Source organism: Variovorax sp. F042 (genome assembly GCF_057814215.1).
Map to the genome: position 1 here is coordinate 231,504 of NZ_JBVASX010000005.1, position 25,773 is coordinate 257,276.

Annotated in this window: 27 protein-coding genes and 1 riboswitch; of the genes, 15 read left to right on the plus strand and 12 right to left on the minus strand. The window is 66.6% G+C overall.

The genetic code is table 11. The annotated features are described in order from the left end of the window. Positions 1-14: 14 nt before the first annotated feature. The 6 genes from ACZYSP_RS18825 to ACZYSP_RS18850 are packed head-to-tail and all read left to right on the plus strand — an operon-like array spanning position 15 to position 5,834. A complete protein-coding gene (locus tag ACZYSP_RS18825) occupies positions 15-1,781 on the plus strand; it encodes a bifunctional alpha/beta hydrolase/class I SAM-dependent methyltransferase (RefSeq protein WP_354338646.1) in 1,767 nt (588 codons plus the stop codon). Next, positions 1,778-3,127, plus strand: a complete 1,350-nt coding sequence (locus ACZYSP_RS18830; RefSeq protein WP_354338647.1) for a phosphatase PAP2/dual specificity phosphatase family protein — start codon at positions 1,778-1,780, stop codon at positions 3,125-3,127. Before ACZYSP_RS18825 ends, ACZYSP_RS18830 begins: the two co-directional genes overlap by 4 nt. Then, complete coding sequence (locus tag ACZYSP_RS18835; RefSeq protein WP_354338648.1) at positions 3,117-3,566, plus strand: hypothetical protein; 450 nt, start codon at positions 3,117-3,119, stop codon at positions 3,564-3,566. The genes ACZYSP_RS18830 and ACZYSP_RS18835 overlap by 11 nt, the downstream gene beginning before the upstream one ends. Beyond that, positions 3,563-4,288 carry a lysophospholipid acyltransferase family protein gene (locus ACZYSP_RS18840; RefSeq protein WP_436318400.1) on the plus strand — a complete coding sequence of 242 codons (726 nt, stop codon included), beginning with the start codon at positions 3,563-3,565 and terminating at the stop codon, positions 4,286-4,288. The genes ACZYSP_RS18835 and ACZYSP_RS18840 overlap by 4 nt, the downstream gene beginning before the upstream one ends. After that, a complete protein-coding gene (locus ACZYSP_RS18845) occupies positions 4,285-5,241 on the plus strand; it encodes a phosphatidate cytidylyltransferase (protein WP_093056687.1) in 957 nt (318 codons plus the stop codon). Before ACZYSP_RS18840 ends, ACZYSP_RS18845 begins: the two co-directional genes overlap by 4 nt. Further along, positions 5,238-5,834 (plus strand): YdeI/OmpD-associated family protein, encoded by a 597-nt coding sequence (locus ACZYSP_RS18850; RefSeq protein WP_489015860.1) that lies wholly within the window; start codon positions 5,238-5,240, stop codon positions 5,832-5,834. The genes ACZYSP_RS18845 and ACZYSP_RS18850 overlap by 4 nt, the downstream gene beginning before the upstream one ends. 203 nt (positions 5,835-6,037) lie before the next feature. On the opposite strand, the gene ruvA is transcribed toward ACZYSP_RS18850, so the two are convergent. Continuing rightward, positions 6,038-6,610: a Holliday junction branch migration protein RuvA gene (gene ruvA, locus ACZYSP_RS18855; protein ID WP_093056689.1), complete on the minus strand. Its 573-nt coding sequence runs from the start codon at positions 6,608-6,610 to the stop codon at positions 6,038-6,040. Positions 6,611-6,630: 20 nt separating this feature from the next. Between ruvA and ACZYSP_RS18860 the strand changes: the two genes are divergently transcribed. Both ACZYSP_RS18860 and ybeY read left to right on the plus strand, forming a co-directional pair. Further along, positions 6,631-7,587, plus strand: coding sequence for a PhoH family protein (locus tag ACZYSP_RS18860; RefSeq protein WP_426390504.1), 957 nt, complete (start codon positions 6,631-6,633; stop codon positions 7,585-7,587). Position 7,588: 1 nt separating this feature from the next. Further along, entirely contained in the window at positions 7,589-8,056 is a 468-nt protein-coding gene (gene ybeY / locus ACZYSP_RS18865; RefSeq protein ID WP_093056690.1) for an rRNA maturation RNase YbeY, read from the plus strand. Positions 8,057-8,069: 13 nt separating this feature from the next. Here ybeY and dtd read toward each other — a convergent pair whose 3' ends face one another. Both dtd and ACZYSP_RS18875 read right to left on the minus strand, forming a co-directional pair. Continuing rightward, on the minus strand, positions 8,070-8,513 hold the full coding sequence (gene dtd / locus ACZYSP_RS18870) for a D-aminoacyl-tRNA deacylase (RefSeq protein ID WP_426390505.1): 444 nt from the start codon (positions 8,511-8,513) through the stop codon (positions 8,070-8,072). Further along, the gene (locus ACZYSP_RS18875) at positions 8,510-9,427 is read right to left on the minus strand and encodes a cation diffusion facilitator family transporter (protein WP_093177331.1); all 918 of its coding nucleotides are present in this window, start codon (positions 9,425-9,427) and stop codon (positions 8,510-8,512) included. Before ACZYSP_RS18875 ends, dtd begins: the two co-directional genes overlap by 4 nt. 150 nt (positions 9,428-9,577) lie before the next feature. Here ACZYSP_RS18875 and ACZYSP_RS18880 point away from each other — a divergent pair, with 150 nt between their 5' ends. After that, positions 9,578-10,123, plus strand: coding sequence for a FecR family protein (locus ACZYSP_RS18880; RefSeq protein WP_093078414.1), 546 nt, complete (start codon positions 9,578-9,580; stop codon positions 10,121-10,123). Continuing rightward, positions 10,120-10,749, plus strand: a complete 630-nt coding sequence (locus tag ACZYSP_RS18885) for an OmpA family protein (RefSeq protein WP_426390506.1) — start codon at positions 10,120-10,122, stop codon at positions 10,747-10,749. The genes ACZYSP_RS18880 and ACZYSP_RS18885 overlap by 4 nt, the downstream gene beginning before the upstream one ends. A 7-nt stretch (positions 10,750-10,756) precedes the next feature. On the opposite strand, the gene tyrS is transcribed toward ACZYSP_RS18885, so the two are convergent. Further along, positions 10,757-11,965: a tyrosine--tRNA ligase gene (tyrS, locus tag ACZYSP_RS18890; RefSeq protein ID WP_093056694.1), complete on the minus strand. Its 1,209-nt coding sequence runs from the start codon at positions 11,963-11,965 to the stop codon at positions 10,757-10,759. A 184-nt stretch (positions 11,966-12,149) separates the two neighbouring features. On the opposite strand from tyrS, the gene ACZYSP_RS18895 reads away from it, so the two are divergent. After that, positions 12,150-13,496: a M23 family metallopeptidase gene (locus ACZYSP_RS18895; protein ID WP_307615911.1), complete on the plus strand. Its 1,347-nt coding sequence runs from the start codon at positions 12,150-12,152 to the stop codon at positions 13,494-13,496. 39 nt (positions 13,497-13,535) lie between these two features. Continuing rightward, on the plus strand, positions 13,536-14,660 hold the full coding sequence (locus ACZYSP_RS18900) for an anhydro-N-acetylmuramic acid kinase (protein ID WP_489015864.1): 1,125 nt from the start codon (positions 13,536-13,538) through the stop codon (positions 14,658-14,660). Positions 14,661-14,667: 7 nt separating this feature from the next. Here the strand turns inward: ACZYSP_RS18900 and mdtD are convergent, their stop codons facing one another. The 4 genes from mdtD to rplM form a co-directional block, all read right to left on the minus strand. Next, complete coding sequence (mdtD, locus tag ACZYSP_RS18905; protein ID WP_489015866.1) at positions 14,668-16,092, minus strand: multidrug transporter subunit MdtD; 1,425 nt, start codon at positions 16,090-16,092, stop codon at positions 14,668-14,670. Between the two features lie 81 nt (positions 16,093-16,173). Beyond that, positions 16,174-16,539 (minus strand): iron-sulfur cluster insertion protein ErpA, encoded by a 366-nt coding sequence (gene erpA, locus ACZYSP_RS18910; protein WP_007827949.1) that lies wholly within the window; start codon positions 16,537-16,539, stop codon positions 16,174-16,176. 186 nt (positions 16,540-16,725) lie between these two features. After that, the gene (gene rpsI, locus ACZYSP_RS18915) at positions 16,726-17,118 is read right to left on the minus strand and encodes a 30S ribosomal protein S9 (protein WP_093056698.1); all 393 of its coding nucleotides are present in this window, start codon (positions 17,116-17,118) and stop codon (positions 16,726-16,728) included. Between the two features lie 12 nt (positions 17,119-17,130). Further along, complete coding sequence (gene rplM / locus ACZYSP_RS18920) at positions 17,131-17,562, minus strand: 50S ribosomal protein L13 (RefSeq protein ID WP_028259766.1); 432 nt, start codon at positions 17,560-17,562, stop codon at positions 17,131-17,133. Between the two features lie 197 nt (positions 17,563-17,759). Here rplM and ACZYSP_RS18925 point away from each other — a divergent pair, with 197 nt between their 5' ends. Continuing rightward, the gene (locus ACZYSP_RS18925; protein ID WP_093177325.1) at positions 17,760-18,710 is read left to right on the plus strand and encodes a 23S rRNA (adenine(2030)-N(6))-methyltransferase RlmJ; all 951 of its coding nucleotides are present in this window, start codon (positions 17,760-17,762) and stop codon (positions 18,708-18,710) included. A 19-nt stretch (positions 18,711-18,729) separates the two neighbouring features. On the opposite strand, the gene ACZYSP_RS18930 is transcribed toward ACZYSP_RS18925, so the two are convergent. The 4 genes from ACZYSP_RS18930 to ahcY form a co-directional block, all read right to left on the minus strand. Beyond that, the gene (locus tag ACZYSP_RS18930) at positions 18,730-19,347 is read right to left on the minus strand and encodes a septal ring lytic transglycosylase RlpA family protein (RefSeq protein WP_093078408.1); all 618 of its coding nucleotides are present in this window, start codon (positions 19,345-19,347) and stop codon (positions 18,730-18,732) included. Positions 19,348-19,409: 62 nt separating this feature from the next. After that, the gene (gene metF, locus ACZYSP_RS18935; RefSeq protein WP_093056701.1) at positions 19,410-20,234 is read right to left on the minus strand and encodes a methylenetetrahydrofolate reductase [NAD(P)H]; all 825 of its coding nucleotides are present in this window, start codon (positions 20,232-20,234) and stop codon (positions 19,410-19,412) included. A gap of 10 nt (positions 20,235-20,244) precedes the next feature. Continuing rightward, positions 20,245-21,027, minus strand: coding sequence for a TlyA family RNA methyltransferase (locus ACZYSP_RS18940; RefSeq protein ID WP_354338658.1), 783 nt, complete (start codon positions 21,025-21,027; stop codon positions 20,245-20,247). Positions 21,028-21,037: 10 nt separating this feature from the next. Beyond that, positions 21,038-22,477 carry an adenosylhomocysteinase gene (gene ahcY, locus ACZYSP_RS18945; protein WP_093078405.1) on the minus strand — a complete coding sequence of 480 codons (1,440 nt, stop codon included), beginning with the start codon at positions 22,475-22,477 and terminating at the stop codon, positions 21,038-21,040. 66 nt (positions 22,478-22,543) lie between these two features. Then, positions 22,544-22,614, minus strand: a riboswitch (S-adenosyl-L-homocysteine riboswitch). Positions 22,615-22,808: 194 nt separating this feature from the next. Here ahcY and ACZYSP_RS18950 point away from each other — a divergent pair. Further along, positions 22,809-24,842, plus strand: coding sequence for a hypothetical protein (locus ACZYSP_RS18950; RefSeq protein WP_489015872.1), 2,034 nt, complete (start codon positions 22,809-22,811; stop codon positions 24,840-24,842). A 148-nt stretch (positions 24,843-24,990) separates the two neighbouring features. After that, positions 24,991-25,641 (plus strand): hypothetical protein, encoded by a 651-nt coding sequence (locus tag ACZYSP_RS18955; protein ID WP_093177320.1) that lies wholly within the window; start codon positions 24,991-24,993, stop codon positions 25,639-25,641. Positions 25,642-25,773: the final 132 nt, after the last annotated feature.

Sequence of the window (25,773 nt, forward strand, 5' to 3'; positions counted from 1 at the left end):
TTCACAGGGATTCAATGAACGACACCACCCCACGCGCTCCGAACGAGCTTCATTTCCAGACTCACGACGGCGAATCGCTTTTCTACCGCCACTGGCCAGCCACCGGCGCCACGCGGCGCGGCGCCATCGTGCTGTTCCATCGCGGCCATGAACACGGCGCGCGCATGGCGCACCTGGTCGACGAGCTGAACCTGCCCGACTTCGACTTCTTCGCCTGGGACGCCCGCGGCCACGGCCGCTCGCCCGGGCAGCGCGGCTACAGCCCGAGCTTCGGCACCTCGGTGCGCGACGTGCAGACCTTCGTGCAGCACATCGGCACGGCACACGGCGTGCCCGAGCAGGACATCCACGTGGTCGCGCAGAGCGTGGGCGCGGTGCTGATCGCCACCTGGGCGCACGACTACGCGCCCAAGGTGCGCGGGCTCACGCTCGCCTCGCCGGCCTTCAAGGTCAAGCTCTACGTGCCGTTCGCGCGCGCCGGGCTCGGGCTGATGCACAAGCTGCGCGGCCTGTTCTTCGTCAACAGCTACGTGAAGGCGAAGTTCCTCACGCACGACCCCGAACGCATCGCCAGCTACGAGAGCGATCCGCTGATCTCGCGGCCCATCGCGGTCAACATCCTGCTGGGCCTGTACGAAGCCGCCGACCGCGTGGTGGCCGATGCGAATGCGATCACGCTGCCTGTGCAGCTGCTCATTTCGGGCGCCGACTGGGTGGTGCACCACAAGCCGCAGCACCAGTTCTTCGAGCGGCTGGGCAGCGCGGTGAAGACCAAGACCGAGCTGCCCGGCTTCTTCCACGACACCCTGGGCGAGAAAGACCGGGCGCCGGCCGTGGCGCAGATCCGCGAATTCATCCTGCAGCGCTTCGACGAGCCGGCCGTGCCGGTGGACCGCCGCGAGGCGCACTTGAGCGGCGACACGGCCGACGAGTCGCGTGCGCTGGCCGAGCCGCTGTCGCCCCTGTCACCGCGCGGCGCCTACTGGGCCATGACCCGCGCGAGCCTGAAGCTGGGCGGCACGATGTCCGAGGGCATCAAGCTCGGCCACGCCACCGGCTTCGACTCGGGCAGCACGCTCGACTACGTGTACCGCAACCATGCGCAGGGCAGCTCCGCCATCGGTCGCTCCATCGACAAGACGTACCTGGACTCCATCGGCTGGCGCGGCATCCGCCAGCGCAAGATCCACGTCGAGGAGCTTCTGCGCATCGCGATGGAGCGCCTGGCCGACATGCACCGCGAGGTGCGCGTGATGGACATCGCCGCCGGCCACGGCCGCTACGTGCTCGACGCGGTGCTGGCCAGCCCCGTCAAGGCCAGCTCCATCCTGCTGCGCGACTACAGCGATATCAACGTGCGCGATGGCCGGGCGCTCATCGCCGAGAAGGGCCTGGAGGACGTCGCGCAGTTCGTGCAGGCCGACGCCTTCGACCGCATGAGCCTCGCGAGCGTATTGCCGCGGCCCACGCTGGCCGTGGTGTCGGGCCTGTACGAGCTGTTCCCCGACAACGAGATGGTGCGCCGCTCGCTCGCGGGCGTGGGTGACGCAGTGGAAGACCGCGGCTACCTCGTCTACACCGGTCAGCCATGGCACCCGCAGCTCGAGATGATCGCGCGCGCCCTCACCAGCCACCGCCAGGGCGAGGCCTGGGTGATGCGCCGCCGCACGCAGTACGAAATGGACCAGCTGGTGGAAGAAGCGGGCTTCCGCAAGATCGACCAGCGGGTCGACGAGTGGGGCATCTTCACGGTGTCGCTGGCAGTGCGCGTCACGCAATGACCGCCTGGCTGGCGCAACGGCCCTGGAAGCGCGCCGCCGCATGGCTGGTGTTTCTGGGGCCGCTGTTCTATGCGACCTATGGTTTCGCCAACTGGTGGGCGACCACGCGGGCGAACGTGCCGTCGATGGCTTTCGAGTGGGAGCGGCAAGTGCCGTTCTGGCCGTGGACGATCTTTCCTTACTGGACGATCAACGTCTTCTATGCGCTGTCGCTGTTCCTGGCGCGCAGCCGGCACACGCTCGACCGGCACGCGCTGCGGCTGGTCACGGCCACGCTCGTCGCCTGCAGCTGCTTCATCCTCTGGCCGCTGCACTTCAGCTTCGGGCAGCCGCCAGTCGACGGGGCGCCGGCCTTTCTGTTCAACGCGCTGCGCGGGTTCGATCAGCCGTTCAACCAGGCGCCTTCGCTGCACATCGCGCTGGCCGTGATCCTGTGGGATTGGTATCGGCAGTTCATCCGGCCCCTCTGGGCGCGGCTGGTGCTGCATGTGTGGGCCTTCGCCATCTGCGCGTCGGTGCTCACGACGTGGCAGCACCACTTCATCGACATTCCGACCGGTGCGCTGCTGGGCCTGTTCTGCGTATGGCTGTGGCCACTGGAGCGCGTGGTGTCGATGCCGCGCGCGTGGCGCATCACCCGCGACTCGCAGCGCTGGAAGCTGGCGGGCTTCTATGCAGTGGGTGCGGCGCTGTTCCTTGCGGCAGCGCTGTACGGCGGCGGTGTCACGCTGTGGCTCGCATGGCCGGCCGCGTCGCTGGCGCTGGTGGCGTTGAACTACATCGGCTTCGGCGCACGCGGCTTCCAGATGGACGGCCACGGTCGCATGGGTTGGGCCGCGCGCTGGATGCTGGCGCCCTACCGGCTCGCCGCCGCCATCAACGCCTGGCTCTGGACGCGCAAGCTGCCGGCTTCGGTCGAAGTGGTGCCGGGCCTGCGGCTGGGCCGCCGGCCGACGCACGCCGAATGGCTGGCCGCCGGGCAGCCCAGGCTGGTGAGCCTGTGCGCCGAGCTGCAGATGCCCGCGGGCGTCCCGCATGCGCACTGCGTGCCGCTGCTCGACCTGACGGTGCCGCCAACCGTGCGCCTGCAGCGCGCGGCGGCCGTCATCGAAGGCCAGCGCCGGAACGCGGACGGTGCCACAGTGTGGGTCTGCTGCGCGCTCGGCTTCTCGCGCAGCGCTGCGGCGGTGATCGCCTGGCTGGGCCGCTACGGCCCGGCCGGCGGCGTCGCCCAGGCCGAAGACACGGTGCGCCGCGCACGGCCGCAGATCGTGCTGCGGGGTGCCTGGCGGGTGTCACTGGAGCCGTTCAAACCTTTGCCGGAGGTACCGCCCCATGACCGATGACAACGACCGAACCACCTGCGCCGCACTGGCGGGCCTGCTTCGCGCCATCACGCTGCTGGGCCTCTGGGGCTTCGCGCTCACCTGCATCTCGGCGCTGGTGCTTGCGCTGACGCTGCGCTCGCTCTCGACCACGGCCACCATGGGCTTCGGCGCGGTCGTGATCCTCGGCGCGCTGGAGCGCTACTTCGCGTTCCGGCTGCGCTTCGACGAAGCGCTGTTCGACGGCCTCGCGCGCAACACCGTCGCTTCGCTCGAAGCGCTCGACAAAGCGCTCTCCACGCTCGGACTGCGCGAGCCACCGCCGTCGCAACACAACACCACGCGCCCGCTCGACGACCGCGTGCAGGGCACCCGACAGCTCATGCAGCGCCATGCCATCGTCGTGGCCTGCCAGAGCGCCTTGTTCCTCCTTGCCTTGATGACACAGGACCTCTCTTGACCGAAGAAAACAACAAGAACAACGACAAGCCCGAAAGCACCGTGCTGCGGCGCGGGCTCGCCATCGTGGCGGGCAAGCTGATCATCGGTGCGGCCGGGCTGCTGACCGGGGTGCGCGCCATCTGGTCGGGCACCACGCCGAGGGCCGAGCAGACGCTGTACTTCGCCAACCACACGAGCCACGGCGACTTCGTGCTGCTGTGGGCCACGCTGCCGCCCGATCTGCGCGCGCTCACGCGGCCGGTGGCGGGGCAGGACTACTGGATGGCCTCGAAGACGCGCCAGTTCATCGGCGCCGACGTGTTCAATGCGCTGATGATCCGCCGCGACGGCTCGGGCCAGGGCGAGAACCCGGTCGAGCAGATGAAGGAGGCACTGGACGCAGGCGACTCGCTCATCATGTTCCCCGAGGGCACGCGCAACACGGGCGACGAGATCCTGCTGCCGCTGAAAAGCGGGCTCTTCCACCTGGCGCGCGCCTGCCCCAACGTGCGGCTGGTGCCCGTGTGGATCGAGAACCTGAAGCGCGTGCTGCCCAAGGGCACGCTGGTGCCTATTCCGCTCGCGTGCACGGTGCGCTACGGCGCGCCGATCAAGCTGGCCGAAGGGGAAGACAAGAACACCTTCATCGCTCGCGCGCGCACGGCGATGCTCGACCTGCGCCCCGAATACGACCGCATCGAACAACAAAACGAACAAAGCAACGGAGGGAGCGCCTCGTGATCGAACTCTCTCCCTTCGCGTGGACCACGCTCAAACTTTTCGGCGGCGTGGCCGGCGTGCTGATACTGGCCTCGGCCATCGGCGCGCTGCTCAAGTGGCGCGTGGCGCACGGCCAGCCTCATTCGGTAATCGACAACCTCAACTCGCGCGTCAATGCGTGGTGGGTGATGGTGGCGGTGATCGGCATTGCCTTTGCCTTCGGCAAGGGCGGCGTGATCGTGCTGTTCTATCTGATCTCGTTCTATGCTCTGCGCGAGTTCATCAGCCTGGCCTACACGCGGCGCGGCGACCATGCGCCGATCGCGCTGGCTTTCTACCTCGCGCTGCCGGGGCAGTATTTCCTGATCTGGATCGACTGGTATGGGCTCTACGCGATCTACATCCCGGTCTATGCATTCCTGCTGCTGCCCATCCTGGCGGCGGTCGGCGGCGACACGCGCCGCTTCCTGGAGCGCACCTCGAAGATCCAGTGGGGGCTGATGGTGTGCGTGTTCTGCATCAGCCATGTGCCGGCGCTGCTCACGCTGCAGATTCCCGGCTTCGAAGGTCGCAACCTGCTGCTGATCGCGTTCCTGGTGATCGTGGTGCAAGGCAGCGACGTGCTGCAGTACGTGTGGGGCAAGCTCTTCGGCAAGCGCAAGGTGGCGCCCGAACTGTCGCCCTCCAAGACCTGGGAAGGCCTGATCGGCGGCGTGGCGAGCGCCACCGCGCTGGGCGCCGCGCTGTACTGGGCCACGCCGTTCAACCCGTGGCAGGCGGCGCTGATGGCGCTCACGATCTGCCTGATGGGTTTCTTCGGCGGATTGGTGATGTCGGCCATCAAGCGCGACCGCGGCGTGAAGGACTGGGGTTCGATGATCGAAGGCCATGGCGGCATGCTCGATCGGCTCGACTCGGTGATCTTTGCAGCGCCCATCTACTTTCACGCGCTGCGCTACTGGTGGGTGCCATGACCACGAAGACGGCAGAGCGCATTCCGCACGACACGCCGATCGAGTGCACCAATGCCGCGTCGTGGACACGCTGGCTCAAGCGCCACCACGCGACCGCCGCCGGTGTATGGCTTCGCATCGCGAAGAAGGACAGCGGCATCGCCTCCATCGACCACCCCGCCGCACTCGAGGAAGCGCTGTGCTACGGCTGGATCGACGGCCAGCGCAAGAGCGATGACGCGCAGTATTTCCTGCAACGCTTCACGCCGCGCACCAAGCGCAGCATCTGGTCGCAGATCAACCGCACCAAGGTGCTGAAGCTCATCGACGAAGGCCGCATGCAGCCGGCCGGACTGGCCGAGATCGAGCGCGCGAAGGCCGACGGGCGCTGGGACGCGGCCTACGAAGCCGCGAGCGTGGCGACAGTGCCGCCCGATCTTCAGGCCGCGCTGGACGCGAACAAGAAAGCTGCAAAGTTCTTCGCCACGCTGGATGCGCGCAACCGCTTTGCGGTGCTGTTTCGTACTCAGGGGGCGAAGAAGCCCGAGACCCGGGCGCGGCGCATCGCGCAGTTCGTGGAGATGCTGGCCAAGGGCGAGAAGATCTACCCCTGAGCGGCGAGAGTTTCGTTCCGGGGTGCGTGCGAATGACACCGGGTACTCCCCTCCGCGAATGTCCCCCGGCCTACGGCCTCCTCCTTTATTTCGCTGCGGGGAGCACCCGGTGCCATTCGCACATGTGCGCTGCCGTTGTGCCGGAGGTTCAAGCGCTGCGCTGAACGATCACGCCGTCGGCGTGATCGCGCCCCGAACCAAGCTCACTTAGCCAGTGACTTCAGCGCCATCTTGATGCCCTCGCTCACCGTCGCATCCTTTGGCAGCGCCTTGAGCGCAAGCGCGGCCTCCTTGTCGCTGTAGCCCAGCGCGATCAGCGCCTGGAGAATGTCCGCCTGCGCATCGGACGCCGCATGCGCCGGCAGGCCGATGTCAGCGCCGAGCTTGCCCTTGAGTTCAAGCAACAGCCGCTCGGCCGTCTTCTTGCCGATGCCCGGAATCTTCACGAGCCGGCCGAGTTCCTGCGTTGTGATCGCCTGCGAAAGCTCACCCACGCTCATGCCCGAGAGCAGGCCCAGCGCGGTGCGCGGCCCCACGCCGGTGATCTTGATGAGCTGGCGAAAGGCTGCCCTTTCCTCCGCAGTGCCGAAGCCGTAGAGAATCTGCGCGTCCTCGCGCACGACGAAGTGCGTGAGCAGCGAGACTTTCGCGCCGAGGTTCGGCAGGTTGTAGAACGTGCTCATCGGCACGTCGACCTCATAGCCGACTCCGTTGCAGTCCACAACTACCTGCGGTGGGTTGCGTTCGGCCAGCGTGCCGGTCAGTTTGCCTATCATGGGTGCCCTTTTTCCTTGAAATGTCCGGCGTGATTCTGCGACACACCTTTACCCCACTGAACAATTCGCGCCTCGGCCACCTGTGCGGACCTCTGGACGCCCACCTGCGCCGCATCGAAGAGGCGTTGGGCGTGAAGATCGCGCACCGTCACGAACAGTTCAAGGTCGACGGCCCCAAGGCCTCCGCGCAGCGCGCAATGGACGTGCTGCAGGCGCTGTACGAAATTGCCCAGCGGCCCATCGACGCGGCGGTGGTGCAGCTCACGCTGGCCGGCGACGGCGGAATGCTCGATGGTGACGACGACATAGCGATGCTCGTCACCCGCCGCACCGACCTGCGCGCGCGCACACCCACGCAGGCGCTGTACCTGGACAACATCGCCAAGCACGACATCACCTTCGGCATCGGCCCGGCCGGCACCGGCAAGACGTATCTCGCAGTGGCCTGCGCGGTCGATGCGCTGGAGCGCGCCGCGGTGCAGCGCATCGTGCTGACGCGGCCTGCGGTGGAAGCGGGCGAGCGGCTGGGCTTTCTGCCGGGCGACCTGACGCAGAAGGTCGACCCGTACCTGCGCCCGCTGTACGACGCGCTCTACGACCTGATGGGCTACGAGAAGGTGCAGAAGGCCTTCGAGCGAAATGCGCTCGAGATCGCGCCGCTGGCCTTCATGCGCGGGCGCACGCTGAACAACGCCTTCGTGATCCTCGACGAGGCACAGAACACCACGCCCGAGCAGATGAAGATGTTCCTCACACGCATCGGCTTCGGCGCGCGCGCGGTGGTGACGGGCGACGTGAGCCAGATCGATCTGCCCAAGCAGCAGTTGAGCGGGCTGATCGACGCCGAACGCGTGCTCAAGCGCGTGAACGGCATTGCCATGACGCACTTCACGAGCGTGGACGTGGTGCGCCACCCGCTTGTGGCGAAGATCGTCGATGCCTACGACGGCCAGCGCAAGCGCGCGGGAGCCCACTGAGATGGCCGCATCCGCACTTCCCGCACTTTCGCTCTCGCTGCAATTCGGCCGCTTCAAGGGCGTGGAGCGCCATCGCGCCGCGCTGCCGCGCCACAGCGTGACGCGCTGGATCCGCCATGCGCTCGACATCGACGGCGAGATCACAGTGCGCATCGTCGACGCCGACGAGGGCCAGCGCCTGAACCGCGAGTTTCGCGGCAAGGACTACGCAACCAACGTGCTGACCTTCGACTACGCGCAAAGCCCGCTGGTGATGGCCGACCTGGTGCTGTGCGCTCCGGTGGTGGCGCGCGAGGCAAAGGAAAACCGCAAGACGCTGGCCGACCACTACGCACACCTGCTGGTGCACGGCACGCTGCATGCGCAGGGCTGGGACCACGAGACCAGCGAGGCCGACGCTGACGAGATGGAGGCCTACGAGATCGAGATCCTCGCGGGACTGGGCATTCGCAGCCCGTACGGCAAATAAATAACGGCCGCCGCTACGCCGTCATCTGCAGCGGGATGGTGACGGGCCCGTCGTTCAGCAGGTGCACCTGCATGTCGGCGCCGAACTCGCCGGTGGCCACCACCGGGTGCGCGGCGCGCGCCTGCGCCACGAAGTACCCGTAGAGCCGGCGGCCTTCGTCGGGCGGCGCGGCCTGGGTGAAGCTGGGGCGGTTGCCGCCGCTCGCGTCGGCCGCCAGCGTGAACTGGCTCACCACCAGCAGGCCGCCGCCGATGTCCTGCACGCTGCGGTTCATCTTGCCGGCCTCGTCCGAGAAGATGCGCAGCTTGAGGATCTTGGCGAGCATGCGGTCGGCGAGCGCGTCGACGTCGCCGCGCTCTGCGCACAGCAGCACGAGCAGGCCCGCGTCGATGGCGCCGACGGTGCGGCCGGCAATGTCGACGCGTGCATTTGCCACGCGTTGGAGAACAGCTTTCATAAGGCGTGATGTTCGCCGGCCTGGGTGGCGCGGGCTTCCATGGTCAGGGGCAGGAGCTGGATCGTCACGCGCAGGCCGGGCACGGCGTCCATCAGGGCCTGCTCCAGCTGGTCGCGCATGTTGGCGGCATGCTGCAGGGTCCAGTCGCCAGGCACGTGCATGTGCAGGTCGGCAAAGCGGCGCTGGCCGGCGCTGCGGGTCACCATGTCGTCGAAGCGCAGCCGCGTGCCTTCGGGCATGCGGGCGGCGAAGGCGTCGAGGGTGGCGCGCACGGTGGCGAGGGTTTCGGGGTCGAGGGCTTCGTCCATCAGGCCCTGCGACGAGCGCCACACCAGCTTGACGCCCTCGCGCACGATGTTGAGCGCCACGCCGATGGCCAGCAACGGGTCGAGCCAGAGCCAGCCGCTGAGCTGCACGCCGACGATGCCGACCACCACGGCGGCGGAGGTCCAGACGTCGGTCATCAGGTGGCGGCCGTCGGCCTCCAGCGCGATCGAACGGTGCGTGCGTGCCGCGCGGAAGAGCATGAAAGCCAGCCCCGCGTTGAAGCCCGAGCTGAGCACCGACAGCGCCAGGCCCCAGCCCAGCTGCTCCAGCGGCTGCGGCGACAGCAGGCGCTGGATGGACACCCAGAGGATCGCAATGGCCGCGCCCACGATCAGGATGCCTTCGAAGCCCGAGGAAAAGTACTCGGCCTTGTGGTGGCCGTAGGGATGGTCGTCGTCGGCGGGCCGCTCGGCGATGGTCACCATGGCCAGCGCGAACATGGCGCTCGCCAGGTTCACGAAGGATTCCATGGCGTCCGAGATCAGGCCCATCGAATTCGTCATGTAGCCAGCCAGGCCCTTGAGCACGATCGTGATCAAAGCCACGGCAACGGACACACGCAGCAGCGTCTTGGGGGTCAACGTCATGCAAAAACCATGGGAATTGGGCAGAAGGCAACGCAAAAAGCGGTAAAAGGCCGCAAGAACTGCCTGAATTATCGGCTCCGTGTCTACATGTAACGCCTTCGCATTAATAATTTGCGACCAACGCGAAACAGTCCTTCGCAGAGAGCCCAGATGATGAAAAACCTCGTGATCGCCTTGGGCGGCCTCGCCATTGTGGCCTCGGCCGCGCTGGCACAAGCCCAGACGCCGTCGGCCGCTCCCGTGGCGGCGCCACCTGCCGCAGCCGCGTCCGCACCGGCGCCTGCTACAGCCGCCCCCGCCGCCAAGGCGGATCCCCAGGCGGGCTTCGTGAAGTTCGTGCGCGGCAACGTGCAACTGCTCAACGGCGCCGGCGCCACCCGCGCGGCCAGCCCCGGCGACGCGCTGGGCGCCGTGGACCGCATCGTGACCGGACCCGACTCCTCGGCCTCCGTGGTGCTGCGCGACGACACGACACTGGTGGTCGGCCCCTCGTCGCGGCTCGACCTGAAGGAATTCCACTTCGACGGCACGACGCACGAAGGCGGCATGCTGGTCTCGCTGCTGCGAGGCTCCATGCGCATGATCACCGGCCTGATCGGCAAGACCAATCCCGACGCAGTGCGGGTCGAGACGCAGACGGCCACCATCGGCATTCGCGGCACCGACTTCATCGTGCAAGCCGACGGCCAGCCATGATGAAGACCCCCAACCCCCAACAGTCCCGCCTCGCATTCCTTCTTCCGGCCGCGCTGGCCGCCCTGCTGCTGGCCGCATGCTCGACGCCCGGCACGCGGGTGGTGCTGCTGCCGCAGGCGGACGGCAAGCCATCGGCAGTGGTGGTGCGCGCCAAGGACGGAGAAGAAGTGCTTTCCACGCCTTACCAGCGCGCCACGGCCGCAGTGGGCGCAAAGGGCGCTCCGGTGGTCGACCAGGCCGATCCGGCCAAGGTGCAGGCAGAGAACAAGCCGCTGTTCGACATGCGCCCGCCTCCGCCGCAGCGCTACACGGTGTATTTCGAGCTCGGCGGCACCACGTTGACGCCGGCTTCGCAGCAGATCATGACCGAGGCGCTGGCTGCGGCGTTGGCGCGCAGCGGCGGCGACATCGTGGTCACGGGCCACACCGACACCAAGGGCAGCGGCGAGCAGAACGACCAGTTGTCGCGTCGTCGGGCGCAGGAAGTGGTTCAGCTCTTCGTGGAACGCCAGTTCCCGGCCAACCGCATCGAGGCCGTGGGCCGCGGCGAGCGCGACCTGGCCGTTCCGACTGCCGACGAGGTGGACGAGCCGCGGAACCGGCGCGTCACCATCGAGGTTCGCTGAAAGCCCCTCAGCTCAGGGTCACGCGGGCGAACTTGCGCTTGCCGACCTGCACCACGTAGCTGCCTGCGGGCAGCTTCAGCGCCTTGTCGCTGACCACGGCTGAATCGATACGCACGCCGCCACCGTCGATCAGGCGATTGCCTTCCGAGGTCGAAGGCGCCAGGTTCGCCTGCTTGAGCAGTTGGGCGATGCCCAGCGGAGCACCCGACAGCGACACCTCCGGAATCTCGTCCGGCACGCCACCCTTGCTGCGGTTGATGAAATCCTGCTCGGCCGCGTCCGCCGCCGCCGCACTGTGGAAGCGCGTGGTGATTTCCTTGGCCAGCGCGACCTTGGCGTCCTTCGGATTGCGGCCGCCCTCGATCTCGGCCTTCAGCGCCGCGATCTGCTCCAGCGACTGGAAGCTCAGCAGCGTGTACCAGCGCCACATCAGGTCGTCGGAAATCGACAGCACCTTGGCGAACATGGTGTTGGCGTCTTCGCTGATACCGATGTAATTGTTCTTGCTCTTCGACATCTTTTCGACGCCGTCGAGCCCTTCCAACAATGGCATAGTGAGTATGCACTGCGGTTCTTGGCCGTATTCCTGCTGGAGATGACGACCGACGAGCAGGTTGAATTTCTGATCGGTGCCGCCCAGTTCGAGATCGCTCTTGAGCGCGACCGAGTCGTAGCCCTGCATCAGCGGGTAGAGGAATTCGTGCACCGAGATCGACTGGCCGCCCTTGAAGCGCTTGTTGAAGTCGTCGCGCTCCATCATCCGGGCCACCGTGTACTTGGCGGCGAGCTGGATCATGCCGCGCGCGCCCAGGGGGTCGCTCCACTCGGAGTTGTAGCGGACTTCGGCGATATCGACGTTCAGCACCAGGCGCAGCTGGTCGAAGTAGGTCGCCGCATTGGCCTCGATCTGCTCGCGGGTCAGCGGCGGCCGGGTGCTGTTGCGCCCGGACGGGTCGCCGATGGTGGTGGTGAAGTCGCCGATCAGCGGGATCACCGTGTGGCCCAGGTCTTGCAACTGGCGCATCTTGTTGAAAACCACCGTGTGACCCAGATGAATATCCGGTGCCGTCGGGTCCAGGCCGAATTTGATGCGCAGGGGGGTCCCGGTGGCTTCGGAGCGCTGGAGCTTGCGCACCCACTCGTCCTGCGGCAGCAGCTCGTCAGCGCCGCGGAGGGATATTTCTAGCGCGCGTCCTACACTATTTGAGAGGCTCATGGATGTAACAGATTCGGCCTTTACGGGCTTTTTTAGCTGACTTTGGGGGTGCCGAAGCTATACTCAGCCCGACTTTTCAAGCGCCGAATTCTAAGCGGCGCTTTTTTCCGCACCGTCTGCTGCCGCCCTGAACGTACTGGGCCTTGCAGCACGGATTTGCAGAACCTGAGCTGGAATTCACAGTTTGATCAACGGCATTCTTGCCGCCGAGGAGCTACTTGCTTCTCGCGTGGCCTATACATTCCGGACGTACCCCAAGCAGATCACCGCGGTCATTGCTGCCGCGCTGCTGAGCGCCGGCACCCTCGCGGTGGCATCGCTCGGTCCTGACGCATCCGACCTCCCGGTCCACCAGATTCTCGAAGCGACGGCGCCAATGTCGTTCGCCGACCAGAGCGAATCGCTCGAAAACTTCAGCTTCACCCTGTTCCGCACCGACGTCACCCGTTCGAGCGACACGGCCGAGGCCCTGATGAAGCGCCTGGGCATTTCCGACCCGGCCGCCACCGCCTTCGTGCGCAGCAGCGTGGAAGCCCGCAACGCGCTGTTCTCGCGCGCCGGCCGCACCGTGACGGCCGAGGCCACGCAGGAAAACCAGCTCAAGAAGCTCAGCGCCCGCTGGATTCCCGACGGCGACGGCGGCTTCAAGCGCTTCGTCATCGAACGCACGCCCACCGGCTTTGCCGGCGTGACCGAGCGCGACATGCTCACGCCGGGCACGCGCCTGGCGAGCGGCACCATCCGCACCTCGCTGTTCGCCGCCACCGACGACTCGCGCATTCCCGACGCGGTGGCGAGCCAGCTGGCCGACATCTTCGCGGGCGACGTCGACGTGCGCGCCCTGCGCAAGGGCGACCGCTTCGCCGTGGTGTACGAAACCTTCGAAGCCGACGGACAGGCGCTGCGCAGCGGCCGCGTGCTGTCGGCCGAGTTCGAGAACAACGGCAAGATCCACCAGGCCGTCTGGTTCCAGCCTCCGGGCGCGGGCCAGAAAGGCAGCTACTACCGCCCGAACGGCGACAGCCTGCGCAAGGCCTACCTGGCGACGCCGGTCGAGTTCTCGCGCGTGTCCAGCGGCTTCGCGATGCGCATGCACCCGATCCTGAACAGCTGGCGCCAGCACAACGGCATCGACTACGCGGCTCCTACGGGTACCTCGGTGCGTTCGGTGGGCGACGGTACGGTCGATTTCGCGGGCACGCAGAACGGCTACGGCAACATCGTCATCATCAATCACCGCAACAACCAGCAGACGGCGTACGCGCATTTGAGCCGCATCGACGTCAAGGCCGGCCAGGCAGTGAGCCAGGGCCAGACGGTCGGCGCGGTGGGCTCCACCGGCTGGGCCACCGGCCCGCACCTGCACTTCGAATTCCGCGTGGGCGGCGTCTATCAAGACCCGGCTTCCATCGCACAGGAAGGCGGCGCGCCGATCACCGCCGCCATGCGCCCGGCCTTCGAGCGTGTCGCCGTGGGTGCGCGCACCGAGCTGGCGGCTGCCTTCTCGGTCATCCAGGCCAGCGCCGACTGATTCCGTCGCGCGGCCGGCCTCTCCAGCCCTGATCCAAAGATGGCCGCCGAACTTTTCATCGGCCTGATGTCGGGCACCTCGCTCGATGGCGTCGATGGCGTGCTCGCCGACTTTTCCGGTGGCCGCATCGCGGTGCAGGCCTACGCCACGGCGCAGTTCCCTGTGACCTTGCGCGCCGAACTGCTCGCGCTCAACACTCCCGGCGACAACGAACTGCATCGCGCGGCACTTGCCGGCAACGGGCTGGCGCGTGCGTATGCCGGTGTCGTCGCCCAGTTGCTGGCGGACAGCGGCACCGACGCCAAGGCCGTCACCGCCGTCGGCGCTCACGGCCAGACGGTGCGCCACCGGCCGCTCGAGTTCGACGAGGTCGGCTACACCCTGCAAGTCAACAACCCCTCGCTGCTGGCCGAGCTGACCGGCATCGACGTGGTCGGCGACTTCCGCAGCCGCGACCTCGCGGCCGGCGGCCAGGGTGCGCCGCTGGTGCCGGCCTTTCACCGCGCGCTGTTCGCACGGGCCGACGAGACGGTCGCGGTGCTGAACATCGGCGGCATTTCCAACCTGAGCCTGCTGCCGGCCACGAATACGGCGGGCGGCGCCAGCGTGCTCGGCTTCGACTGCGGCCCCGGCAATGCGCTGATGGATCACTGGTGCCAGACCAACCAGGGCCAGCCCTTCGACCGTGGCGGCCAATGGGCTGCCAGCGGGCAGGTGCTGCCCGCCCTGCTCTCGCAGTTGCTGGCCGACCCGTACTTCGCCAAGACGCCGCCGAAGAGCACCGGGCGCGACCTGTTCAACCCGACCTGGCTCGCCGCCCAGCTCGGCACCACGACGATGGCGCCTGCCGATGTGCAGGCGACACTGGCCGAATTGACCGCACAGGTTTGTGCCGCGGACGTGAAGAACTATGGAAAAGATAGCAAGCTGCTGATCGTCTGCGGCGGTGGCGCGCTGAACGACCATCTGCTAGACCGCCTGCGCGCCCTGCTGCCTGGCATCCATGTGGCGGCTTCGACCGATCACGGCCTGCCGCCCCAACAAGTCGAGGCGGCGGCGTTTGCATGGCTTGCCCGCGCGACCGTCCGGCGCGAGGCCGGCAATCTGGCCAGCGTGACTGGCGCACGCGGGGCACGGGTGCTCGGCGCGATCTACCCCGCCTGATTCGCCCTCAGCCCTGGCCGGAAACCTCCGGCTGCGCGGGGTGCGGCGCTCGTACTTCCGAGGGAAGATGCCAGAAGATCATCGCTGAAGCCACCGTGATCAGCCCCATACTTGCAAAGGTGGCCTGAAAGGCATCCAGCGTGTGCGCAGGCGTTTCGGTGCCGAAGATGCCGTTGTAACCCGCCAGCAGGGCGCCCGCGGCGGCCACGCCCAGGCTCATAGCCAGCATCTGCACCATCGACAGCAGGCTGTTGCCGCTGCTCGCCATGCTGCCGTCCAGGTCCTTCAGCGTGATGGTGTTCATCGCGGTGAACTGCAGCGAATTGACCGCCCCGAAAGCCAGCAGCTGCAGCACGTGCAGCGCCATCGGCTGGCCCGGCGCCGTCAGCCCGAAGCTGGCCATCGTGCAACCCACGAGGATGGTGTTGACCACCAGCACCTTGCGGTAGCCGTGGCGCGTGATCAGCGGCGTGGCGAAGCGCTTCATGGCCATGCCGGCCAACGCGATCGGCAGCATCATCAGCCCGGCGCGCACCGGTGAATAGCCCATCGACACCTGAAGCAGCAGCGGCACCAGGAAAGGCATGCAGCTGCTGCCCAGCCGCGAGAACAGGTTGCCGATCAGGCCGATGCTGAGCGTCGGCACATGAAACAGCGAAGGCGCAAACAGAGGCTCGGGCGTACGCGAAGCGCGCAGCCAATAGGCGACGATGCTCGCGAAGCCGAAGATCAGCACGACCATCACGCCGCCCTGGCGCAGGCCCACGCCGTCGAGCGAGAGCGAAATCGCCACCATGCCGAAGGCCAGCATCGCGTAGCCCACGCTGTCGAAACGCTTCTGCACCACGCCGCGCAGGTCAGGCATGTACTTGAGCGTGGCGATGCAGCCCAGCAGCCCCACGGGCACGTTGATCAGGAAGATCCAGTGCCACGAGGCGTACTGCACCAGCCAGCCACCCAACGTAGGGCCCAGCAAGGGCCCTATGAGGCCCGGAATGGCGACAAAGCTCATCGCCTGCAGGAATTCCCCACGCGGCACCGTGCGCAGCAGCGCCAGGCGCCCCACGGGCAGCAGCAACGCGCCGCCCAGGCCCTGGACCACCCGGGCGGCCACCAACTGGCCCAGTCCGTGCGAGAGCGCGCACAGCACCGATCCGGCGGCGAACAGCACGATGGCCGAGAAAAAGATGCGCCGCGTGCCGAAGCGGTCGGCAATCCAGCCCGATGCGGGAATCAGCATCGCCATGGTGAGCGCATATGCCACCACCACTGACTGCATGCGCAGCGGGCTCTCGCCGAGGCTCGCGGCCATCGCCGGCAGTGCGGTGTTGATGATGGTGGCGTCGAGCGTCTGCATGAAGAAGCCGACGGCGACGAGCCACAACAGGCTCTTGCGAACGGGATTGACGGCGGCGTCAGCCTCGGAGTTCATAGGCAGGGAAAAGAGAAGCAGGAACGAAAAAGCCGCCCGGAGGCGGCTTATTTGGGAGGCTGGGTCAGCAGCATTCAGGCATCAGGCCGAGAAGCTCGATCCGCAGCCGCAGGTGCTGGTGGCGTTCGGGTTCTTGATCACGAACTGGGCGCCTTGCAGGTCTTCCTTGTAGTCGATCTCGGCGCCGACCAGGTACTGGTAGCTCATGGCATCGATCAGCAGCGACACGCCGTTCTTGGTCATGGTGGTGTCGTCTTCGTTGGTGATTTCATCGAAGGTGAAACCGTACTGGAAGCCGGAGCAGCCGCCACCCTGCACGAACACGCGCAGCTTCAGGTCGGGATTGCCTTCCTCGGCGATCAGGTCGGCCACCTTGGCAGCCGCGCTGTCTGTGAAGACGATCGGCTCGGGCATCTGGGTCTGGATGTTTTCGGCAACGGCGCTCATGGGGTGATAACTCCTAGGGGGCCGGACATGCGGCCAATGGAACGAATGCTACTGCAATGCCGCATTCTCGGCAGGCTGGGTGTGGCGTGCACCCCAATGCAAGTGGGGTTGGAGGCCCTGGCGCCAAGAGGGCTTCCAATGAAAAAGCCGCCCGAAGGCGGCTTTTTGTTCGCAGCGAACAGTGGATCAGCGCTTGCTGAACTGCTTGCGACGACGGGCGGAGTGCAGACCGACCTTCTTGCGCTCGACTTCACGTGCATCGCGCGTCACGAAGCCGGCTTGGCTCAGGACGGGCTTGAGCGACGCGTCGTAGTCGATCAGCGCACGGGTGATGCCGTGGCGCGTGGCGCCGGCTTGACCCGATTCGCCGCCACCGTTCACGTTCACCATCACGTCGAAAGCTTCGAGGTTGTTGGTCAGCGCGAGGGGCTGCTTGGCAATCATGATCGAGGTTTCGCGGCCGAAGAACTCTTGGATGTCCTTGCCGTTGACCGTGATCTTGCCGGTGCCTTTTTTCAGAAACACGCGGGCGACGCTCGATTTGCGACGGCCGGTGCCATTGTTCCATTCACCAATCATTCTCAAGGCTCCTTACAGTTCCAGCACTTTGGGCTGTTGGGCGGTATGCGGGTGTTCAGCACCACCGTACACCTTGAGTTTCTTGATCATCGCGTAACCAAGCGGGCCCTTGGGCAGCATGCCCTTGACAGCCTTTTCCAGGGCGCGGCCCGGGTGCTTGGATTGCATGTCGCGGAAGTTCGTCGCCGTGATACCGCCCGGGTAGCCCGAGTGACGGTAGTACACCTTGTCGATCGACTTGGCGCCGGTGACGCGCAGTTGCGCGGCGTTGATGATGACGATGAAGTCACCGGTATCGACGTGAGGCGTGTAAATGGCCTTGTGTTTGCCGCGCAAACGGAGAGCAACTTCGCTGGCTACTCGTCCGAGGACCTTGTCGGTCGCGTCAATCACAAACCACTCGTGCGTCACGTCAGCGGGCTTGGCGCTGAACGTTTTGGTCATGAGTTTTTCTCTTGAAAAGAGGGTTTGTCGGGCCCTTTTCCACGGTCGGCGTTCCTCTGACGGGAATCTCTTAGGTGGGAAGGTAGTCTTCGCCGCGGGGCCACAAAAACGCTGCGAAGCCCGCGATTATATAAAGAATGGCCCTGTGCTGGCAAATTCGCATATGTGCGGCCCAACACCGTTACCATCCTCCCCCTATGTTCAGTTACCGCCACGCCTTCCATGCCGGCAACCACGCCGACGTGCTCAAGCACACGGTGCTGATTGCCACGCTCGACCATCTGCTTGAAAAAGAGGCAGCCCTGACGGTCGTCGACACCCACGCCGGCGCCGGCCTGTACCGGCTCGACGGCGACTACGCCGGCACCAGCGGCGAAGCGGCTGACGGCATCCTGCGCCTTCTTTCGGACAAGAAAGAGCCCACCACGCCCGCCCCCGCGGCGAAGTCCGCTAGCAAAAAGGTAGCACCCGAAGCCGAAGCCCCGCTGGCCGACGCTATCGCCCGCTACCTCAGCGTGATCCACGACTTCAACCCCAAGGGCGGCGCGCGCGTCTACCCCGGCTCGCCGTTCATCGTGCAGCACCTGCTGCGCGACCACGACAAGCTCAAGCTGTTCGAGCTGCACCCGACCGACGCCCGCACGCTGGACGCCAACATCGCCCAGCTCGAGGCCGGCCGCCAGATCGCGGTGTTGCGCGAAGACGGCTTCGGCAGCGCCACCAAGTTCCTGCCGCCGCCGTCGCGCCGCGCGCTGGTGCTTATGGACCCCAGCTACGAGATGAAGACCGACTACGGCCGGGTGCTCGATTTCGCGGCCGAGGCGCTCAAGCGCTTTGCCACCGGCACCTACGCGATCTGGTATCCGATCATTCCGCGCCCCGAGGCGCACGACTTGCCGCGCCGGCTCAAGACGATGGCGACCAAGGCCGGCAAGTCGTGGCTGCACGCCACGCTGACGGTCAAGTCCAGCAAGATCACGACGGACGCGTCGGGCGAAACCCACCGGCCGGGGCTGCCGGCCAGCGGCATGTTCCTGATCAATCCGCCGTACACGCTGAAGCCGCTGCTGGCGGCTGCGCTGCCGCAGCTGGTGGAGCGCCTGGCGCAAGACCGGCACGCCGCCTTCTCGCTCGATTCGGGCGGCTGAGCCTCCGCCTTTTCGTTTCTTATTTACGGCGACGAGGCGGCACGATCACCTTGCGCCGCGCGGGCACCGGCGACTTGGCTCGCTGCTGCACGGCCGCAGCCGCCACTGGCGCCGACGCATCGCCTGCCTCCACCGGCAAACCACCGCAGCGCATCCCTTCACGGTCGACGATCGACAGCGCCACTTGCTTGATGCCCAGGCCCGTCAGGCCGATGCGGTCGGCCGCCGCGCGGCTCAGGTCGATCACCCGGCCCGCTGCATAGGGCCCGCGGTCGTTGATGCGCACCAGCACCTCGCTGCCGTTGACGAGGCTGCGCACGCACACGCGCGTGTTGAAAGGCAGGGTCTTGTGGGCCGCCGTCAGGGCGGTCATGTCGAAGCGCTCGCCGCTGGCGGTCTTGCGCTGGTGGAACTGGATGCCGTACCAGGAGGCGCCGCCGCGCTCGAAGATTTCACGCGGCCCGTCGTCGCCGGGCACGCCGTCGTCCGGCGTCTGTTCGCCCATTCCGGACACCGCCAGGTCATAGCGCACCGACGGCACGCTCGAACGCGGCGCGGCGCCCGGCGGCACCGCGATGGCGCGGGGCAAGGGCAGCAGCTTCCCCGTTCCGCCTTCGGCGTCCGTGGCCGGCGGCATGGCGCAACCGGCGAGAACGCAGGTCGCAGCGACCAGGACTGCACGAAGCCCCGCGCGCCCTCTCAATCGAGGCGCTCCAGTACAGCCAGCGTGGCCGCCGACTGGTTCATCGTGTAGAAGTGCAGCGCCGGGGCGCCGCCGTCGCGCAGGCGCGCGCACAGGTCGGTCACCACGTCGAGGCCGAAGGCCTTGATCGATGCCGTGTCGTCGCCGAAGCTTTGCAGACGCAGGCGGATCCAGCGCGGAATCTCGGCGCCGCAGGCGTCCGAGAAGCGCATGAGCTGCGTCGAACTCGTGATCGGCATGATGCCCGGCACGATCGGCGTGTCGAGCCCCAGCTTGCGCGCGTCGTCGACGAAGCGGAAGTAGGCCTCGGGGCTGAAGAAGTACTGCGTGATTGCCGAATCGGCGCCCGCCTTCACCTTGGCGGCAAAGGCCTGCAGATCAGCCTCGGGCGAACGGGCCTGCGGATGGATCTCGGGGTAGCAGGCCACCTCGATGTGGAAGTCTCGGCCGGTCTCTTCGCGGATGAAGGCGACGAGGTCGCTCGCATACAGGAATTCGCCGCCGATGCCGTAGCCGCTCGGCAGGTCGCCGCGCAGGGCCACGAGGCGCTTGACGCCCATGGCCTTCAGCTCGGCGAGCTGCTCGCGCACCGTGGCGCGCGTGGCGCCGATGCACGAGAAGTGGCTCGCGGCGTCCACGCCTTCGGACAGGATCTCCTGCACCGCACCGAAAGTGCCCTGGTGCGTGGAGCCGCCCGCGCCGTACGTGACCGAGCAGAACTGCGGCTTGCGCACATACAGCTGCTGGCGCACGGCGCGCAGCTTGACCGCGCCTTCGGGCGTCTTGGTCGGGAAGAATTCGAAACTCAGCGGAAGGCGCACCTGCGTCTCCTTAGGAACCGTCGTTCGCGTCCTGGACGGCACGAACGGCGTGAATGAAAAACTCGCGGTTGCCGTCGCCTCCGGCGATCGGGCTGTCGAACCACTGCAGCACCCGCAGGCCCAGCGCCTCGCAGGCATCGTGCAGGCGTTTTTCGACCACCGCATACATCGACTCGTCGCGCACGATGCCGCCCTTGCCGACCTGGCCGGGCTGCAGTTCGAACTGCGGCTTGACCAGCATCAGCAGACGCCCGTAGTCGGCCAGGAATTCGACCACCGCAGGCAGCACCAGCGTGAGCGAAATGAACGAGAGGTCGCCAACGATCAGGTCGAAACGCGACTCGCCTTCTTCTTCCAGGTCATCGGGCGACAACGCACGCGCATTGACGCCTTCGATGGCAACCACGCGCTCGTCCTCGCGCAGCCGTGCATGCAGCTGCCCGTGGCCGACATCGACGCCAACCACCTTCGCGGCACCGCGCTGCAGCAGGCAATCGGTAAACCCGCCGGTCGACTGGCCCACGTCGAGGCACAGCTTGCCGGAGGGATCGATGCCGCTCTCGGCCAACGCGCCTTCGAGCTTGAGCCCGCCGCGCGACACATAGCGTGCCTCGGCCGCATCGGCCAGCTCGAGCTCGGCCGACTCAGGCACGTCGTCCTTGTTCTTGACGACCGAGCGCCACGCGTCGCTCGTGCCCGCATCGCGCCAGCGCAGGCCGCCGGCAATGAGCCGCACCGCTTGCGAACGCGACGCGGCCAGGCCGCGCTCCACCAACAGTTGATCAGCGCGCATCCGTTGTCGATCAGTAGCGGTACGTGTCCGGCTTGTACGGGCCGTTCTTGCTCACGCCGATGTAGGCGGCCTGCGCGTCGGTCAGCTCGGTGAGCATGGCGCCGACCTTCTTCAGGTGCAGGCGCGCGACCTTCTCGTCCAAGTGCTTGGGCAGCACGTAGACCTTGCCGGCCTGGTAGGCGTCGGGCTTGGTGAACAGCTCGATCTGGGCGATGGTCTGGTTCGCGAACGACGACGACATCACGAAGCTCGGGTGGCCCGTGCCGCAGCCCAGGTTCACGAGGCGGCCCTTGGCCAACAGGATGATCTTCTTGCCGTCCGGGAACTTGATGTGGTCGACCTGCGGCTTGATCTCTTCCCACTCGTACTTCTCGATCGACGCGACGTCGATCTCGTTGTCGAAGTGACCGATGTTGCAGACGATGGCCTGGTCCTTCATCTTGGCCATCGTGTCGTGCGTGATGACGTCCTTGTTGCCGGTGGTCGTCACGAAGATGTCGGCCTTGTCGGCGGCATATTCCATCGTCACGACCTTGTAGCCTTCCATCGCGGCCTGCAGGGCGTTGATCGGGTCGATCTCGGTGACCCACACTTGCGCCGACAGTGCGCGCAGCGCCTGAGCCGAGCCCTTGCCCACGTCGCCGTAGCCGGCCACGCACGCCACCTTGCCGGCGATCATCACGTCGGTCGCGCGCTTGATGCCGTCCACCAGCGATTCGCGGCAGCCGTACAGGTTGTCGAACTTGCTCTTGGTGACCGAGTCGTTCACGTTGATGGCGCGGAACAGCAGCGTGCCCTTGGCGCTCATCTCGTTCAGGCGGTGCACGCCGGTGGTGGTTTCCTCGGTCACGCCGATGATCTCGGCCGACTTGCGGGTGTACCAGGTCGAATCGACGGCCAGCTTGGCCTTGATGGCGGCGAAAAGAATGCGCTCTTCCTCGCTGCCCGGGTTGGCGAGCACGCCCAGGTCCTTCTCGGCGCGCTGGCCCAGGTGCATCAGCAGCGTGGCGTCGCCGCCGTCGTCCAGGATCATGTTCGGGCCTTCGCCCTTCGAGTCCTTGGGGCCGAAGTCGAAGATGGCGTGGGTGTAGTCCCAGTAATCCTTCAGCGACTCACCCTTGATGGCGAACACCGGCGTACCTGCCGCGGCGATGGCGGCGGCGGCGTGGTCCTGTGTCGAGAAGATGTTGCACGAGGCCCAGCGCACGGTCGCGCCTAGCGCCTGCAGCGTCTCGATCAGCACGGCCGTTTGAATGGTCATGTGCAGCGAGCCCGTGATGCGCGCGCCCTTCAGCGGCTGCGCCTTCGAGAACTCTTCGCGGATGGCCATCAGGCCGGGCATCTCGGTTTCCGCGATCTTGATTTCCTTGCGGCCCCAGGCGGCGAGGGACAGGTCGGCGATCGCCTGGTCGGCGGTCGAAACGGGGGTGGGCTTGAGAACAGCGCTCATGGGAACTCCAACAAAACTGGTTTGAAAGATGCCGCTGCGTACGGGGAACGGACTCACCGCAAGAACAGCGGGTGAGCGTGGTTGCGATGTGTGGTCCGAGCCTCACGCCTGACGGCGCTGCAACGCTCCTCGGAACGGCGGATTGTAGACGGGGCAAGAGCCTGCGCCAATGCTCGGGGCTTGGCTGACATTTGTCACCCTCGGAGTGACATTGACCTCTGGTTACGATTTCCTCAGGTTTGGTTCAGCAGCCAACCGGCCTGTTGTCGAGCCTATCTGAAAACAAAAGGGCACAAAAATGAGGATGACGAGGAATCTTGCAAGTTGGTGCATGGTCGCCTTGCTGGCGGCTTGCGGGGGAGGAGGCGGCGGCTCCGGTGGCCTTTCGCTGTCGTCGGGCGGCAGCGGCAAGCCGGAGGTCGCGGCCGGCAAGACCCTGGGTGCGGACGCGCGCAACGGCAGCTATCGCGTCTACGCGGCCAATGGCACGCAACAGCAACTGGCGGTCGATTTCGACGCCGGCAGCTACACGATGACGGACAACCTCGGCCTGGCCGAGTCCGGCACTTTCAGCGAAGACTTCACCGAGCCGGGGACCTACGTCTTTGCCAGCAGTCGGATCACGACCGCAGCCAATACGTCGCGCTTCAGGGTGACGACGGACGCCATCGTCGGTGCCTTCCCGTTCCAGACCGCGTACTCGAGCCCCGCTGCGTATGCCGCGCAGCCCTTCATCGCCGCGCGCGATTTCGTGAGTGACGCCGCACTGCTCGACAGCGACTACAACCGCCTCGGCATAACACGCAACGGCGCCGGCGCTTCGGACTCGCAAATCCTGTCCATGCGCGTCTCCGGCACCGGCACGACGCTCGAGATCTGTCTCGACAACGTGGTCTACCGAATCGCCTTGTGTCCCGCCACGTCGAAGCGAACCTACACAATCGCCGCAGACATCGACAGCGCGTGGGTTGCGACCAACATTGCCGATGCCGCTGACACAGTGAGGTTCCGGATGGCGCGCATCGGCGGCCAGAACGTCTATCTGGCGGCGGGCACCAGCCCGACTGCGCCGGCCACCCAGCTCTTGAGGATCGGTCTGCCCGACTCTTCGAACTGGCCCACCACCCGCGGCATCGGCGCATCGACCACGGGCAGTTGGGGCAGCAACCTGATCGACACCGCCAACTCGGTGCGCACAGCCACCAGCACGGACGGCACCTACGGCACCCTGACGATGCCGATAGGCGGCACCTTTCCGCTGCCGCCCGAAGGCATCCGCACCGTCAACAGCGGCGGCGCGAGCAGCTACTTCGCGATGCAGAACGGCCTGCTCTCGGTGGTCGTCGGTTCGCGCAACCCCAACACGCAGGGCTACATCCAGATCAACCTGATCGACACCGGCACCGCGCCCGACGCGCGCAATGGCCGCTACAAGGTCTACGCCACCAACGGCACGCGGCAGACGCTGGCGCTTAACCTCGACAGCAAGCGCTACGAGATGACCGACGAGGCCGGCACCGTAGCTTCCGGCAGCTTCGCCGAAGACGCGGCAGAAGCCGGCAGCTTCGTCTTCGACAGCAGCCGCATCACGAGCCCGGTGAACACGGCGCGCTTCCGCCTTGCGACGGACACGGTGGTCGGATCGTTCCCGTTCGCTGTCGCGCAGGTCACCCCGGTGAGCTATGGCGTGCGGCCGTTCGTGGCATCGCGTGCGCTGGTGAGGACGCAGGCCGACCTGGCCGGTACCTACAACCGTCTGGGCATCAACCTGACGGCCACCACCGGCGATTCGTCGATCACGCAGGTCCAGATCGCCAACGGAGGCGCCACGCTCTACCTGTGCAATGACAACGGGATCTACCGCATCGACAACTGCCCTGCAGCCTCCCTGCGGACCTACACCGTGTCGGCCGGCCCGACCGTCGACACCTGGCACATCGTGAGCGTGACCAATCCCTCCGACAACGGCAACTTCGGGATCGCACGCATCGGTGGCGAGAACGTCTACCTCGGGGCCGGCGTCAGCTCCTCGACGCCCACGATCTCGCAGTTCCGCATCGGCCTGCCGGAGCGCTCTACATGGCCCACCATCGCCGCACGCGGTGGCGCCACCAACGGCAGCTGGGGCGGCACGTCCATCGACGCCGTCAACTACGCCCGCGCGCAGGTGCTACCCGACGGCACCACGGCCACGCTCAGTGCGACGCTGGGTTCGATGGGCACGATCGGCCCGCTCAACATGCGCGCGGCAACGTTCGGCGGCACCGCGTTCCACTTCGCAAGCCAGAGCAGCAAGCTCTTTGCGATGGTCGGCTCGCGCAACCCGGCCACGGCCGGTGCGCTTGAAATCGGCCTGATCGACTGACGCTCCAGGCTCTTCGTAAAAAAGGCCGCACACCGCATCGCGCGGTGTGCGGCCTTTTTTCTTGCTCATTCAGGCCTAAGTCGGCGGTCTGCACGATTCGCCGCCGCGACGTACATTGGCCGGACTCCCATCGCCCCCGAAAGCCACCATGCCGATTTCCCTGTCCAGCGCGTCCAAAGCCCTGCTCGCCACCACCGCCACCGCCCTTTGCCTGACCGCCGCCGTGCTGCCGGTCACCGCATCGGCGCAAAGCCCCGACACCGTACGCATCCGCGGCACCATCGTGCGCGTCGATGCCAACACCCTCGTCGTGCAGGACCGCGGCGGCGAGGTCGTCTCGCTCGCACGCCCGGCCGAGATGGCCGTGTCCGAGGTCTACCGCATCAAGCTGTCCGACATCAAGCGCGGCAGCTTCATCGGCACCGCCGCCATGCCGCAGGCCGACGGTACGCAGAAGGCGCTCGAAGTGGTGGTGTTCCCCGAGGCTGCGCGCGGCACGGGCGAAGGCCACCGCCCATGGGACCTGCTGCCCCAGAGCACCATGACCAACGCCACGGTCGCCGACCTGGCCGCGGCGCCGAAGTCGGTGCGCGGCGGCCAGCAGCTGCGGCTGACCTACAAGGGTGGCGAGAAGACCGTCATCGTGCCGCCCGATGTGCCCGTGGTCACCTTCCGCCCCGGCACCGACGCGCTGCTGGTGCCCGGCGCCCACGTGCTGGTCAATGCGCAGGAGAAGAACGGCACGCCCACGGCATTGCGCGTCACGGCCGGCCGCAACGGCTTTGCGCCGCCGATGTAAGAAGAAGCCCGGCACCCAAGGGAAATCCCGCAGGCATTTTTGTCGCTGCGGCAACCTCCGGTGCATCTGTGCGGCGTATCGTGGCGAGGGACTTTTGCCGTCAGGCTGGTCCCTGCCATCCAACCGTTCACC

Bases quoted from the DNA above. Each gene is read 5' to 3' on its own strand.
- ACZYSP_RS18825 (WP_354338646.1), top strand. From the start codon at position 15: ATGAACGACACCACCCCACGCGCTCCGAACGAGCTTCATTTCCAGACT.
- ACZYSP_RS18830 (WP_354338647.1), top strand. From the start codon at position 1,778: ATGACCGCCTGGCTGGCGCAACGGCCCTGGAAGCGCGCCGCCGCATGG.
- ACZYSP_RS18835 (WP_354338648.1), top strand. From the start codon at position 3,117: ATGACCGATGACAACGACCGAACCACCTGCGCCGCACTGGCGGGCCTG.
- ACZYSP_RS18850 (WP_489015860.1), top strand. From the start codon at position 5,238: ATGACCACGAAGACGGCAGAGCGCATTCCGCACGACACGCCGATCGAG.
- ruvA (WP_093056689.1), bottom strand. From the start codon at position 6,610: ATGATAGGCAAACTGACCGGCACGCTGGCCGAACGCAACCCACCGCAG.
- ACZYSP_RS18860 (WP_426390504.1), top strand. From the start codon at position 6,631: ATGTCCGGCGTGATTCTGCGACACACCTTTACCCCACTGAACAATTCG.
- ybeY (WP_093056690.1), top strand. From the start codon at position 7,589: ATGGCCGCATCCGCACTTCCCGCACTTTCGCTCTCGCTGCAATTCGGC.
- dtd (WP_426390505.1), bottom strand. From the start codon at position 8,513: ATGAAAGCTGTTCTCCAACGCGTGGCAAATGCACGCGTCGACATTGCC.
- ACZYSP_RS18875 (WP_093177331.1), bottom strand. From the start codon at position 9,427: ATGACGTTGACCCCCAAGACGCTGCTGCGTGTGTCCGTTGCCGTGGCT.
- ACZYSP_RS18880 (WP_093078414.1), top strand. From the start codon at position 9,578: ATGATGAAAAACCTCGTGATCGCCTTGGGCGGCCTCGCCATTGTGGCC.
- ACZYSP_RS18885 (WP_426390506.1), top strand. From the start codon at position 10,120: ATGATGAAGACCCCCAACCCCCAACAGTCCCGCCTCGCATTCCTTCTT.
- tyrS (WP_093056694.1), bottom strand. From the start codon at position 11,965: ATGAGCCTCTCAAATAGTGTAGGACGCGCGCTAGAAATATCCCTCCGC.
- ACZYSP_RS18900 (WP_489015864.1), top strand. From the start codon at position 13,536: ATGGCCGCCGAACTTTTCATCGGCCTGATGTCGGGCACCTCGCTCGAT.
- mdtD (WP_489015866.1), bottom strand. From the start codon at position 16,092: ATGAACTCCGAGGCTGACGCCGCCGTCAATCCCGTTCGCAAGAGCCTG.
- erpA (WP_007827949.1), bottom strand. From the start codon at position 16,539: ATGAGCGCCGTTGCCGAAAACATCCAGACCCAGATGCCCGAGCCGATC.
- rpsI (WP_093056698.1), bottom strand. From the start codon at position 17,118: ATGATTGGTGAATGGAACAATGGCACCGGCCGTCGCAAATCGAGCGTC.
- rplM (WP_028259766.1), bottom strand. From the start codon at position 17,562: ATGACCAAAACGTTCAGCGCCAAGCCCGCTGACGTGACGCACGAGTGG.
- ACZYSP_RS18925 (WP_093177325.1), top strand. From the start codon at position 17,760: ATGTTCAGTTACCGCCACGCCTTCCATGCCGGCAACCACGCCGACGTG.
- ACZYSP_RS18930 (WP_093078408.1), bottom strand. From the start codon at position 19,347: ATGCCGCCGGCCACGGACGCCGAAGGCGGAACGGGGAAGCTGCTGCCC.
- ACZYSP_RS18940 (WP_354338658.1), bottom strand. From the start codon at position 21,027: ATGCGCGCTGATCAACTGTTGGTGGAGCGCGGCCTGGCCGCGTCGCGT.
- ahcY (WP_093078405.1), bottom strand. From the start codon at position 22,477: ATGAGCGCTGTTCTCAAGCCCACCCCCGTTTCGACCGCCGACCAGGCG.
- ACZYSP_RS18950 (WP_489015872.1), top strand. From the start codon at position 22,809: ATGGTCGCCTTGCTGGCGGCTTGCGGGGGAGGAGGCGGCGGCTCCGGT.
- ACZYSP_RS18955 (WP_093177320.1), top strand. From the start codon at position 24,991: ATGCCGATTTCCCTGTCCAGCGCGTCCAAAGCCCTGCTCGCCACCACC.